Genomic DNA, 13,374 nt, shown 5'->3' on the forward strand with positions numbered 1-13,374 from the left:
CGGCCGCCCCGCAGGACAGAATGGCCGGGTGCGGTACCTGATCCTGGGCGTCACCGAGGCGCGAGACGAGAACGGCAGTGCGCTGCCCATGGGCGGTACGCGGCTGCGCGCCCTCCTCGCCGCCCTCGCCCTGCGTACGGGTCGGCCCGTCCCCGTCGCCGATCTCGTCGACGACGTATGGGCCGGCGATCCCCCGTACGACGCTCCCGCCGCGCTCCAGGCCCTCGTGGGCCGGCTGCGCCGTGTGCTGGGCAGGGATGCGGTCACGAGCACCCACGGCGGCTATCGCCTGGAGGCCGCGCCCGACGAGGTCGACCTGCATGTGTTCGAGCGGCTGTCCCGGCAGGGGGCCGCCGAGCTCGACGCGGGCGACCCCGTGACGGCGGCCCGCACGCTCCGTACCGCGCTCGCCCTGTGGCGCGGCCCGGCCCTGCCCGACCTGCCGGACCGGGACCACGGCCTGCGCCCGGAGGCCCACCGTCTGGCCGCGCTGGAGCGCCGCATCGAGGCCGACCTGCGGTGTGCGGCGACCGGTGCGGGTGCTGCTGTCGGCGTGGGGCCTGCTGCCGGCCCGCGCGCCCTCGTACCGGAGCTCAGGGAGCTGACCGCCGCCCACCCGTACGACGAACGCTTCCGGGCCCAGCTGATCCGCGCCCTGCGCGCCGATGGCCGCCAGGCCGACGCGCTGGCCGCTTACGAGGATGCTCGCCGCGCCCTCGCCGACCGCCTCGGCACCGATCCCGGACCGGAACTGCTTGCACTCCACCGGGAGTTGCTCACTCCTCCGTCGGGCGCGTCATCCGAAGCGGCCGCACTTGCCGCACCTGCCGCATCAGGCTCCTCCGACACACCGAACCACGCGCCCCGCCGAGGCAACCTCCGCCCCCGGCTCACCTCATTCGTCGGCCGTGAGCCCGAACTGCGCTCCATCCGCGCCGATCTGACCCGGTCCCGTCTGGTCACCCTCACCGGCCCCGGCGGCTCCGGCAAGACCCGTCTCGCCGAGGAGGCCGCCATCCAGGGAGGCCGGGCGGTCCCGGTCCCCACGGACGCCTGGATCGCGGAACTCGCCCCCGTGGACAACTCCGTAGACGTTCCCGGAGCCGTACTGTCCGCTCTCGGCCTGCGTGAGACGACCCTCCTCCGGGACAACAACCGCGACGGGCAGCCGCTGCGCACCGACCCGACCGACCTTCTCGTCGAGCACCTGGCGCACTGCTCCCGCATCCGCCCCTTCCTGCTCATTCTGGACAACTGCGAACACGTCATCGACGCGGCCGCCGCCCTCGCCGAGACCCTGCTCACCCACTGCCCGCAGCTGCGCATCCTCGCCACCAGCCGCGAACCCCTCGGTGTCCCCGGCGAGTCCGTACGCCCGGTCGGCTCGCTCCCGGCCGACCCCGCCCACAGGCTGTTCGCCGAGCGCGCCCGCGCCGTACGCCCCGACTTCGACCCCGAGCAGGAGGCCGCACACGATCCGGACGCCGTCGCCGAGATCTGCCGGCGGCTCGACGGGCAGCCGCTCGCCATCGAACTCGCCGCTGCCCGGCTGCGGCTGCTCAGCCCGCGCCAGATCGCGGACCGGCTCGACGACCGGTTTCGTCTGCTGACCGGCGGAGCCCGCACCGCACTGCCGCGTCAGCAGACGCTGCGCGCCGTCGTCGACTGGTCCTGGGACCTGCTCGACGAGGACGAACGCGCGGTTCTGCGGCAGGTTTCCGTCTTCGCGGGTGGCTGGGACCTGCCCGCCGCAGAAGCCGTCACCACGGATCGAGCAGCCCCGGCCACAAAAGCCCCCGCCCGGCACACCACCGCCGACCTGATCGGCGCTCTCGTCGACAAGTCCCTCGTCGTCGCCACCCCGACCACCTCCGGTGAGATGCGCTACCGCCTCCTGGAGACCATCCACGAGTACGCCACCGAACGCGCCGCCGAGGCCCCGGACGTCCGCGCCGCCGCCGCGAGCGCGCACACCGCGTACTTCGTCGCACTGGTCGAGGAGGCCGAGCCCCGACTTCGCTCCGGCGACCAGCTCCCCTGGATCGCACGCCTGGAGACGGACCTCGACAACATCCGGGCCGCCCTCCACCGCTCCATCGTCACCACCCCGTCCGAACCGGACGCGGTGCGCCTGGTTCTCGGCATGGGGTGGTTCTGGTTTCTGCGGAACTTCCGTGCCGAGGGCCTCACCTGGGCCGAGCGGGCCGTGGCGCTCGGACCGGAACCGGCCGAAGGCAGCGACCCCCGCTTCTGGCCGCGCATGCATCTGGAGGTACTGCGGTACTTCCTCGCCGCGGAGAGCCGCCCGGCCGACGACATCCGCGGTGATGACCGGCGCCGGGCCCTGATGGGCCGGGTGGCCGACGCGTTCATGTCGTCCGGTCCGCAGTCCGCCCGTTTCCCGGGACTGATCTGGCCGATCACCTTGTTCGTGAGCCGCACCACCGCCGAAACGCACAAGATGATCGATGTGGCGGTCGCCAACGCCCGTATCCACGGCGGCGGCTGGGAGTACGGCATCACGCTGCTGTTCCGTACCCACATGGTCGTCGACATGCCCGGCGGCATGCCCGGTGTCGACGACGATCTCGCCGAGCTGCGCGAGCTGGGCCGCCGCGTCGGCGACCGCTGGCTGCGTGCGCAGGTCGCGGGCGCCGCCGCGGAGGCCGGCATGATGCGCGGACGGTACGAGGAGGCGCGCGCGGCGTACGAGGAGGCGTTGCTGCTCGCCCGCGAGGTCGGGGCGCACGCCGAGGAACCGTTCCTCCTCGCTCGCCTCGCCGAACTCGACTACCGGACCGGGGACATGGCGGGCTTCGAACGGACTCTGGCCGAGTCGGAGACCGAGGCCGAGCGCTACCAGGTGCATGACGCCCGCACCTACGCCCACTTCCTGCGCGCCACCCTGGCCCTGGACCGCGGCGAGATCGCGAAGGCGCGACGGCTGGTCACCGAGGCGGAGGCCTCGGCCGGACGCGGCAGCCCGCCGTCGCACTTCACCGCCGTGATCGAGGGGCTGGCTGCCCGGATCGCCGTGCATGAGCCGGGGCCCGAGGGCGGCCCGGCGGCCGGGGTACGGGGTCTGACGCTCGCACTCCGCGCGGCGCGGGACGCCCAGTGTGCCGAACTCGTCACCGGACATCTGGCGGACGGCGTGGCGACCGTGCTGCCGAAGTTGGGCCGCCACCGAGCCGCCGTACGGATCCTGGCGGCGGCCGACGGCTGGCGCCTGTCCGTCCTCAGAACCAAGGCGCAACAGGCCGAGGCGGACGAGGTCGGGCGACGGGCACGCGAGGAACTGGGACCTCAGCTGTACGAGTCGGAGCGCGCCGCAGGCCGCATGCTGACGGTCGACGACGTCATCGAGCTCCTGACCCGCATCACCGCAGAACTCCCGGGCCCCCTCACCGGCAACTGATGGTCGAATCCGCCCAGTCGGCGAGGGCCGCGCCGCCGCCCGGCCGTACCCGCTCGACGACGAGCCGGATCCTTTCCTGACCGGTGATACCGACCCCGACGGGTACGGCAGGGTCGTTACGGTGCATCACCGGGGACTGCCACAGCCGCGTCCCGTCACCGTTGAAGACGGAGAAGCGCACCGAGCCGACCCCCGTCGTCATGTCGTCGATCCCGGCCATGGCCTCGTACCGAGTGCACTGCCGGTTCAGCTGGATGGTGACCGAGGACTTGCTGTGGACGGTCACCCCGTCCGCGTACCGCGTGCCGCCGATCGACAGGCCGGAACGCTGCCAGACCCAGTTGCTCTCACCGATCACCACCTCCGGTCGGGTGTGGTCACCCAGCATCGCGTAGCTCAGCTCGCTGACTCGGTAGACGGTCGGCGCGGGCGGCGCCGGCGGGGTCGGGGTCGGGGTCGGGACGGGAGGTTGCGACGTGGCAGGCGTCGAGGGCTTGGGGGGCGATGTCGGCTCGGGGGTGGGCGTCGAAGTCGGCGTCGGTGTCGGAGCAGGCGTCGGCTTCGGTGGGGGAGTCGGGGACGGGGCAGGCGGTGCGGGCGGCGCCGACGCATCGGGCTTCGGCGGCGGCGTCGGCTTCGGCCTCGGCGGTGCGGGCGTCGGCACCGCGGGCGCCACGGCAGCCGGCTTGGCCGCATGTCCGGCCTCGGGCTTCGGCTGGTCGTTGCCGACCAGTGCCCAGGCCAGTCCGGCCGTCAGGGCCACGGCAGTGGCCGCCGCGATACCGGCCTTCGCCGGGGCACCGAGCCCTTCCGAGAGCGCGGCACCACCGGCCGAGCCCCCGGACGAGCTTCCACCGGCCGCCGCTGCGGCGGCACCCGCGCCCGCGGCTCCCGCCGCGCCACCGGCGACGATTCCGGCAGCCTTGAGCGCATACCCGGCGGCGAACCAGCCGATGACCGCGACCGGCAGCAGCGCAGGAATCCCGGCGTTGACATGGGCCAGTTCGCCCGCGGCGAGCCGGCACTTCACACACTCGTCAAGATGCCCCCGCAACCCGCGCTCGGCACGCATCCGGAGTCCACCCCGGGCATACGCGCCGAGGCGGTCGGCGTAACGCGCACAGTCGCCGCCCGAGGTGAGCGCCTGGCTCACATGCGCCTGCAGGTAGGCCTGTTTGAGCCCTTCGCGGGCCCGGCTGGCCAGCACCGCCGTGGCATTGGCGGTCAGCCCGAACAGCGGGGCGATATCGCTGGGCGACTCCTCCTCGACGGTGGTGTGCCACAACACCGCCTGCCAGCGCTCCGGCAGACTGCGGAACGCCTGCATCGCCATCGACTGCTCGGCCTCGTGCATCGCCAGCACATCGGCACCGAGGTCGAGCGTGTCCGCGTCCGACACCGGGGAGAAATGAGATGCCTGGGCAGCGAACACCGCGAAGTCGTCGACCAATTGCTCCCGCTTCGCGGTCTTGGTCCACGCGGCTCCGACATGCCGGACAGCCGTCATGAGGTAGGCCCGTACTGCCTCTTCCGGCCCCTTGCCTCTGCGTACCGCCTGCAGTGTGCGGGCGAAGACCTCGGCCGTCAGGTCGTCGGCGGTGTGCGCGTCCCGGCAGCAGGTCCGCGCGTAGCGGCGCACCGCGTCCGAGTGCCGCCGGAACAGTTCCTCGTACGCGAGATCGTCGCCGTCCCGCATTTGCCTGATCAACTGGGCGTCGGAGAACGCGGAGCCGGAGACATCGGCGGCAGTGGTTCGGCCGCCCTCCCGCTGCATCGGCACCGCGACACCGGCCTCGACAGGTCCCGGCCACGGACCGGGCGGGACGGTACCGCCCTCGGCGTCACCACCCGACCGCCCGGGCCCGCCCTGACTCGGTACCTGCCGGGAGGACAGCCCACCGGTCTCCGCCACACCACCCACGGCGGAAACGTCGCCGAACGACTCTTCCTGCTGCCCGTCACCGCTCATCGCGGAAGCCCCCGTATGCGCTTTCGGACCCGAACACCGGGCAAGAGTGCCACATGGCGCAATCACGTCGAACCTTCAGCCCCGGCAACCACTCATCCGGGGCGTTTTCCCGAATGTGAGCACTAGCGGCCACTCATTCGGGGAAGGCTCAATGAGTTTTTTCTGCAGGGGTGGGTTCCAGACCAAGGGCAGCAGCCCACCGACAGGAGCCGATCAAGCGCGGAAGAAGCGCCGAACAAGAGCCATTCAAGCGATGCCCGAGAGCCGACCAAAGAACCGGAAGAGAGCCGAGACGGCGCCACAGAGAGCCGGTCGGCGGGCAGAGAGCGCCCCGGTCCAGGCCCGGTCGAGAGGCCGGACGCGGAGGCCGGAAGGGGAAGGGGAGCGTTGAACGAGCGACGATGGGCTGCCGAGCGGGACCCACCTGAACGGGCCGCGCCCACCGCTTCACGCCCACCGCTTCACGCCCACCGCTTCATGCCCAGCGCATTCACGCCAGGCCAATCGCGCCCGACAGCGCGCCCCAGCCACCCGGTCCGGCCCGACCGCTCACCCCAGCCACCCGCCCTGGAGAGCCCGCGCACCAGCACCCTCAGGCGTCACCGCGCCAACGCGCCGCCACAGTCACCGCGCCGCGCTCACCGCGCCGACGCGCCGCGCTCACCGCGCCGACGCCGCCGGCTCACCGCGCCGGCACGCACGCTCACCGCGCCGGCACGCACGCGCCGCGCTCACACGCCGACGTCGCCACCTCACCGCGCCCGGCACGCACGCGCACTCCGCTTCCGCGCAGCCCTCTCACACGACCGGTCGAGAGCGCAGCCCCTCCAGCAGGATGTCCAGCAGTCGGCTCGAAGCCGCAGCCTGCTGATCCGCGTCGGGCAGCGAAGGCGCCGCCGTCGCGATGACCAGCAGCACATCCGCCACCGTCACATCACGGCGCAGCTCACCGGCTGTCCGTGCCCGGTCCACCAGCCGGCCGACGACCTCCAGCAGTTCGCCGGCTCCCGTGTCGTCGTCCTCGATGCCGGTCTCCGTGACGGAAGGCCCGTCGGCCGGCCGGAGGTCGGCCTGACCCGCGCCCTGCCGCTGCTGAGGCACCCGCGTCTCGTCCCGAGCACTGCCCGGACCCGAGTCCGACACGGAGGCCGCTATGGCCTGTGACTCCCCGACCGCGTTCGAGTTGTCGGCGTCGACGTCGGCGTCGCCATCGACCCCGACCCGCAGCACCTGCGGCGGCAGCAGCCGCCCCGCGCCCGAGGCCGCGGATGTTCGCAGGAAGCGCGACAGCGCCGACCACGGCTCTTCCTCCTGGCCCAGCGCGGTCCGCGCCTGGTCCGTCAGCCGGGAGGTCTCCTCCTCGGCTATCCGCCGCACCAGCACGTCCTTGCTCGGGAACCGCCGGTACACCGTGCCGACTCCGACTTTGGCGCGACGTGCCACGTCCTCCATCGGAGCCCCGTATCCCAGCTCACCGAAAACCTCGCGTGCGGCTCGCAGCACATGCTCCAGATTGCGCTGTGCGTCCACGCGGAGCGGAGCCGAGCGCCCGTTCGCTCCGGCGGCCCCGGCTGTTCCGGCCGTGCCGCCTGTTCCGGCTGCCGCGACCGGACCCACCGTGTCCACTGTCCCCACCGCTCCGTTTCGTCCGTTTCCGTCGGACGAATGGGGCGTAACTGCCGTAGCAGCCTGCCAATGAGAATCCTGAATGTGCATGACTGTTCCCCCGGTTATGACGTCTCCCCCCGGAGACTTCCCGCCGTTTAGTCAGAGTGTGGATCATGGTCCCAACCCGACACCCCGACGACATACGAACATAGTTGAGCCCGGGTCAATTCAGAAGGGGGTAGTTCCGCACGGAGCGCCCCCCGATCGGAGCAAGGGCCGGTTGGTTACTGATTCGCCCCCCGTTCGCGCCCCCCACTCCAGCCCCTGACCTGCGCAGCTTCCGTGTTGTCGCCGCGACCGGCAGCAGCGGCCCGTCCAGAACCTCCGGTCACACAATTTGCCGGGGCTGTGGACAAACCCTTGAGCACGTTGCGTCATGGGGTGGTGATGGCTTCAGATTCCGGGGGAACACCCCCCGGCCCCCCGCCGGGTGTGCGCATTCTCGTCGTCGGCGGCGGCTACGTCGGGATGTACACAGCGCTGCGTCTCCAGCGGAAGCTGAAGCAGAGACTCAGAAGCGGTGAGGCCGAGATCGTCGTCGTCACGCCCGAGCCTTATATGACGTATCAGCCGTTTCTGCCCGAAGCGGCCGCCGGTTCGATCTCACCGCGCCATGTCGTCGTGCCGCTCCGCCGGGTCCTGGCGCACTGCAAGATCGTGATCGGTGAGGCACAACGCATCGACCACGCCAAACGCACGGCGACCGTCACCACCCTCGCCACCGGGGAGGATGGCACCGGCGCCGTCGAGATTCCGTACGACGAACTCGTTCTCGCACCAGGCTCCGTCTCGCGCACTCTCCCGGTCCCCGGCCTCGCCGACCACGGCATCGGCTTCAAGACCATCGAGGAGGCCATCGGGCTGCGCAACCATGTCATCGAGCAGATGGACATCGCCTCCGCAACCCGCGACCCGGCCATCCGCGACGCCGCCCTCACCTTCGTCTTCGTCGGCGGCGGATACGCGGGCGTCGAGGCCCTGGCCGAGCTGGAGGACATGGCCCGCTACACCTCGCGGTACTACCACAACATCAAGGCAGAGGACCTGAAATGGATCCTCGTGGAGGCGACCGGCCGCATCCTTCCCGAGGTGGGCGGCGCCATGGGCACCTACGCGATCCGTGAGCTGAGAGACCGCAATATCGACGTACGCCTCGACACTCGGCTGGAGTCCTGCGAGGACCGGATCGCCGTCCTGAGCGACGGTTCCCGCTTCCCGACCCGCACCCTCGTGTGGACCGCGGGCGTCAAACCCGCGCCGATCCTCGCCGCCACCGACCTGCCGCTCAACGAGCGCGGCAGGCTCACATGCACGGCGGAACTCACCGTCGACGGGGTCGAACATGCCTGGGCCGCCGGGGACGCCGCGGCGGTGCCCGACCTGACCGCCGCGGAAAAGGGCAAGGAGACCGCACCCAACGCCCAGCACGCCGTGCGCCAGGCCAAGGTCCTCGCCGAGAACGTCCTCGCGTCGATCAGCGGCGAACCCCTCAAGGAGTACCGGCACAGCTACGCGGGCTCCGTCGCCTCACTCGGTCTCCACAAGGGCGTCGCCCATGTCTACGGTCGTAAGCTCAGGGGCTACCCCGCCTGGCTGATGCACCGTACGTACCACCTCAGTCGCGTCCCGACGTTCAACCGGAAGGCCCGTGTCCTTGCCGAATGGACCCTCGCCGGGCTCTTCAAGCGCGAGATCGTCTCCCTCGGTTCGCTGGAACACCCGCGCGCCGAGTTCGAACTCGCCGCAGGAGGCAGACGCCCCGGGCGGACCGGCCCGCCGAACGCCGACGGCACGCCGGGGCCCGGCCACCCGCCAGGGCCCGAGGGCCCTTCGAGGAACGGCGGCTGACTGCCCGTCGGCCCGTCTGCGCACCTACCCGGGACCCGGCCGTACGGACACTGTCAGTACGGTCCGTCACACTGGACGTGTGACCATGGGTGGACCCACATCTGCACAGAGTGACCCGGCCGGCAGTGACCGACAGTGAGCAGCCCGCCCGAGCGGACCAGACCGACACACGAGGCCAGAATTTCCGTGAACTTCACGCGTTGGAGCGCCCGCCTACCCGGAACGCAGCGCCGCGCCGCCGCACGGGACGACCGCAGTCCCGTGCCCTCGGCCCGCGCCGAGTACGCACAGCCCGAGACCGGGCCCTGCTCGCCGGACGGCGACACGCGCAGTGACACGCCTGGCGACAAGAGCGGCGACACGCACCACGACACGCACGGCGAACCTCCCGGGGACCGCGGCCCCGCCCTGGAGGATCTCTCCGCCCGGGACATCCTCGGCCAGCTGCCCGCTCTGGTGGCCCTGGTGTACGGCCCCGACCACCGGATCGCGTACGTCAACGACGCCTACGCCGCCGCCTTCGGACCGCGCCCGGCCGGCGCCACCGCCGCCGAGGCCATGCCCGAGCTCACCGAGCTCAGCCTGCTGCCCCTCTTGGATCAGGTCCTGCGCAGTGGCACACCCCGTACGGTCAAGTCCCGCAAGGTCCGCAACGGCAATTCGTACACCGTGACCTGCACCCCGGTGCACAGGGACAGCGACGGCGAAACCGACGGCGACGGAGACGGCGACAGGGACGGGAACAAGAAACAGGACAAGGGCAGCCGGAGCGGCAAGAACAGGAACAAAGGCAGCGAAGGCGGAGTGCTCGTGTACGCCGTCGATGTCACCGACCACGCCGAAGCGGCCGAACGGCTCCGCGCCAGCGAGCGCCGCCACCGCGAAACGGCCGTCACCCTCCAGCGCTCCCTGCTCCCGCAGGAGCTGGAGCAGCCCGACGACCTGCGGATCGCCGCCACCTACCAGCCAGGCGGCACGGACGCCGCGGTCGGCGGCGACTGGTACGACGTCATCACCCTCGGCGCAGGCCGCACCGCCCTGGTCATCGGGGACGTGATGGGCCGTGGGGTGCGAGCCGCCGCCGTCATGGGCCAGCTCCGCACGGCCGTGCGCGCCTATGCCCGCCTCGACCTCCCGCCGCACGAGGTGCTCCAGCTCCTCGACGGTCTCGCCGCCGAGATCGACGCCAGCCAGATCGCCACCTGTGCCTACGCGGTCCACGATCCGAACGAGGGCCGGCTCGTCTACGCCTCCGCCGGGCACCTCCCGATCCTGGTGTGCCACGAGGACGGTACGGTCCACCGCGCCGAGGACCCGACAGGACCGCCGCTCGGCACCGGCGGCTGGATCCACACATCGGGCACGATCGCGCTGCCGCCCGGCTCCACCGCGGTCCTTTACACGGACGGCCTGGTGGAGCGTCGCAGCGAGGACATCGACGAGGGCGTCGCCGCTCTGGAACGCGCCCTCTCCGGTGCCAAGGGTTCACCCCAGGTGGTCTGCGACCGGCTGATCCGCTCCCTCGGCGTCACCGCGGAACACGACGACGACGTGGCGGTGCTGGTGGTCCAGCACCCCGCCCGAACGGGGGCGAACGCGGAGCTGTTCCACAACGCCTCGCTCGATCTTCTCGGCGGCATCGAAGCGGCCCCGCGCGCCCGCGCCTTCGCGACCGGCGTCCTGACGTCGTGGCGTTTCCCGGTCGAACTCTGCGACCTGGGCGTCCTGGCCGCCGGCGAACTCGTCGCGAATTCCCTCAAGCACGGCACCCCGCCGATGCGCCTGGGCCTGCGCCGTACCGATCGCCGCCTGATCATCGAGGTGACCGACGGCGACGACCACCTGCCGCGCCGCCGACGAGCCGATCCGGCGGACGAAGCGGGTCGCGGCATCTCCATCGTCGCGACGATCGCCACGTCCTGGGGCAGCCGCCGCACACCTGGCGGCGGCAAAGCGGTCTGGTGCGAATTCACCCTGCCGCAGTAGGGGCCCTGCCGAAGCAGGACCCCTACTCGCCTGTACCGCTCCACCGCCTCAGCGAGTGGTGACGGCGGAGGCAACCACGGGCTCGGCCTCCGGCAGTGACGCGGCCACCACCCTGGACGGCACCGTCTCGATCGAAGGCTGGTCCTGTACGGGAGTGAGCTGCCGGCCGAGCCGCAGCGCCAGCACCGTGATGCCCAGCGAGAACAGCACGAACGTCACGATGTACGGGCCGTGCAGCGTCGCCCCCATCGGCCCGCCCACGGCCGGACCGACCGCGAGCGCGAGCTGCTTGCAAAGGGCGAACGCGGAGTTGTACTGCCCGACCATCGACTCCGGCGCCAGATCGGCGACCAGCGGCGCCACGGTCGGCGACAGCATCGACTCGCCGAGCCCGAACAGCGCGTACGTGGAGATCATCGCGGCCGTCGCCATGGTCTGGCTGCCGTGCCCGAGCCCCGCGTACCCCGCCACGATCCAGGCGAACGCCCAGATCAGACCGACCGAGGCGATGACCCGGCTGCGCCTGCGGCGCTCCACCAGACGCAGCACGACGAACTGAGCCACGACGATGACGGCGGTGTTGGCGGCCAGCGCGATACCGAGGGTCGAGGGCTGGATTCCGGCGGCCTCGGTGCCGTACGCCGCGAGCCCGGACTCGAACTGTCCGTAGCAGGCGAAGAACAGCACGAAGCCCAGCACGCACAGCTGCACCATGGCCCGGTGCGAGAGCAGCGCCCGCAGCCCGCCCGGCGCCTCGGACCCGTCGGTGGGCCTGGCGCCGGACAAGGAAGGCGCATGGGACAGCCGCACCGTGGAGGCGATGACACCGAGCACGATGAACATCGCGGCCTCGATGAGGAACAGCAGGGTGAAGGTCTCCGGCCGGCTCGTGTCGACGATCTGTCCGCCGACCAGCCCGCCGATGCCGAGCCCGAGGTTCTGCAGGAAGAACTGCATGGCGAAGGCACGAGTACGGGTGGCGGCGCTGGAGCACCACACGAGCATGGTGGCGAGCGCCGGCTGCATGACCGCCGTACCCGCGCCGAGGACCGCGGCCGACAGCACGGCGGCGGTCACATCCGACGACAGGCCGAGGGCGGCAGCGCCCAGGGAAGCGACGACCGAGGCGACGACGAGTACGGGCAGCGGCCCGCGCCGGTCGATGGCACGCCCGGTGAACGGCAGAACGGCGAGCGCTGCCATGGCGAAGACCGCCAGCACGACTCCCGCCGTACCCGCACCCAGGTCCCGCACCTGTGCCACATAGACGTACAGATACGGAACGGTGAACCCCAGCCCGAACGCGCTCAGCGCGCTCCCCAGCTGGATCCGCCGCAGTGCTGCACCCATCTCCCTGGTCACACTCACCTACCTCAAGGTCTCGAAGCGACTTGCCGAGCCACCCGAACGACTCGAACCCGAAGACTTTAGCACTAAAGTTAGAAGCTCAACAATTCAGATCGAAGGACTTCGATGGCTATGGAGGGCGTGCGATACTGCCCGCCATGCCTGACACCACCGAGCAGCCCGGCCCCCAGGAGCCGAGCCTCGACGAGCAGATCGCCGCCTATCAGCGCGAGTTCCGTGACCTGGACCCCCAGGTCGAGCAGGTCGTCTCGGCCCTGGGCCGACTGAACCGCCGGATGAACGTGGCGTACGGACGCCAGGTCGCCGCTCTCGGCATCAGCAACGCCGAGTGGGAAGTCCTCAAGACCCTGGTCCTGGCCGGCTCCCCGTACCGCCTGGGCCCGGGAGAGCTGGCCAAGCGCCTCGGTCTGACCCCGGCGGCGATGACCCACCGCATCGACCGGATGGCGGGCGAGGGACTGGTCACCCGCGACCGGGACGAGAGCAACCGGGTGCGTGTGATCGTGGAGCTGACCGACGAGGGCCGTACGAAGTGGCTGGAGGCGATGCGCATGGCCACCGACTTCGAGGAAGACCTGCTCCAGGACCTCACGGGCGACGAACGCGGCGTCCTCGGCGACATGCTGATCCGCCTCCTGCGCCGCGTGGAACACGCTCAGCCGGACGCCGGCGGCCGCCTCACCGACCTGGACTGACCCCGGCCGGGCGATCGGGGAACGAGCGGTGAAAACGGCTTGACCTGGCGGGGTTGACACGTCTCTCGCTGATCCGTAAGGTTCTCCGAGTTGTCGTGGAGTCGGAACGGTTCTGCGACAGCCGATCCCGCCGCTACTGCGGCAACCAAAACTCTGCACGGTCTCCCGCTCGGGATGATTTCGGCATGCCGGAATTCATTTTGAGGGCGCGATTATGAATTGCGGGGATGAATCCGCTAGAGTTTCGGTGTCGGAACGGCTCAACGGCCGGGAAGACAAATCCCGCTGACTGGGAATCAGGCCCGAAAGGATCTGGTAGAGTCGGAGACGCAAGACCGAAGGGAAAAGCCCGGAGGAAAGCCCGAGAGGGTGAGTACGAAGGAAGCGTCCGTTCCTTGAGAACTCAACAGCGTGCCAAAAGT

At 71.0% G+C, this 13,374-nt stretch carries 7 protein-coding genes; 4 read left to right on the forward strand and 3 right to left on the reverse strand.

The window, feature by feature from the left end; genetic code table 11:
* Positions 1-28: 28 nt before the first annotated feature.
* On the forward strand, positions 29-3,418 hold the full coding sequence (locus ACZ7IB_RS23475) for an ATP-binding protein (protein ID WP_470915324.1): 3,390 nt from the start codon (positions 29-31) through the stop codon (positions 3,416-3,418).
* Here the strand turns inward: ACZ7IB_RS23475 and ACZ7IB_RS23480 are convergent.
* Both ACZ7IB_RS23480 and ACZ7IB_RS23485 read right to left on the reverse strand, forming a co-directional pair.
* Complete coding sequence (locus ACZ7IB_RS23480) at positions 3,405-5,387, reverse strand: sigma-70 family RNA polymerase sigma factor (RefSeq protein WP_470915326.1); 1,983 nt, start codon at positions 5,385-5,387, stop codon at positions 3,405-3,407. The genes ACZ7IB_RS23475 and ACZ7IB_RS23480 overlap by 14 nt on opposite strands.
* Positions 5,388-6,185: 798 nt before the next feature.
* Complete coding sequence (locus ACZ7IB_RS23485) at positions 6,186-7,103, reverse strand: TetR/AcrR family transcriptional regulator (protein WP_470915327.1); 918 nt, start codon at positions 7,101-7,103, stop codon at positions 6,186-6,188.
* Positions 7,104-7,442: 339 nt separating this feature from the next.
* On the opposite strand from ACZ7IB_RS23485, the gene ACZ7IB_RS23490 reads away from it, so the two are divergent.
* Positions 7,443-8,903, forward strand: coding sequence for an NAD(P)/FAD-dependent oxidoreductase (locus ACZ7IB_RS23490; protein WP_470915328.1), 1,461 nt, complete (start codon positions 7,443-7,445; stop codon positions 8,901-8,903).
* 186 nt (positions 8,904-9,089) lie between these two features.
* Positions 9,090-10,889, forward strand: coding sequence for a SpoIIE family protein phosphatase (locus ACZ7IB_RS23495; RefSeq protein WP_470915330.1), 1,800 nt, complete (start codon positions 9,090-9,092; stop codon positions 10,887-10,889).
* 48 nt (positions 10,890-10,937) lie between these two features.
* Here ACZ7IB_RS23495 and ACZ7IB_RS23500 read toward each other — a convergent pair whose 3' ends face one another.
* Positions 10,938-12,239 (reverse strand): MFS transporter, encoded by a 1,302-nt coding sequence (locus ACZ7IB_RS23500; RefSeq protein ID WP_470915348.1) that lies wholly within the window; start codon positions 12,237-12,239, stop codon positions 10,938-10,940.
* 155 nt (positions 12,240-12,394) lie between these two features.
* On the opposite strand from ACZ7IB_RS23500, the gene ACZ7IB_RS23505 reads away from it, so the two are divergent.
* Positions 12,395-12,952 (forward strand): MarR family winged helix-turn-helix transcriptional regulator, encoded by a 558-nt coding sequence (locus ACZ7IB_RS23505; protein ID WP_114245697.1) that lies wholly within the window; start codon positions 12,395-12,397, stop codon positions 12,950-12,952.
* The last annotated feature ends 422 nt before the right edge of the window (positions 12,953-13,374 follow it).

Source organism: Streptomyces sp. NPDC037301 (genome assembly GCF_055602785.1).

Bases quoted from the DNA above. Each gene is read 5' to 3' on its own strand.
- ACZ7IB_RS23500 (WP_470915348.1), bottom strand. From the start codon at position 12,239: ATGGGTGCAGCACTGCGGCGGATCCAGCTGGGGAGCGCGCTGAGCGCG.
- ACZ7IB_RS23480 (WP_470915326.1), bottom strand. From the start codon at position 5,387: ATGAGCGGTGACGGGCAGCAGGAAGAGTCGTTCGGCGACGTTTCCGCC.
- ACZ7IB_RS23505 (WP_114245697.1), top strand. From the start codon at position 12,395: ATGCCTGACACCACCGAGCAGCCCGGCCCCCAGGAGCCGAGCCTCGAC.
- ACZ7IB_RS23490 (WP_470915328.1), top strand. From the start codon at position 7,443: ATGGCTTCAGATTCCGGGGGAACACCCCCCGGCCCCCCGCCGGGTGTG.
- ACZ7IB_RS23485 (WP_470915327.1), bottom strand. From the start codon at position 7,103: ATGCACATTCAGGATTCTCATTGGCAGGCTGCTACGGCAGTTACGCCC.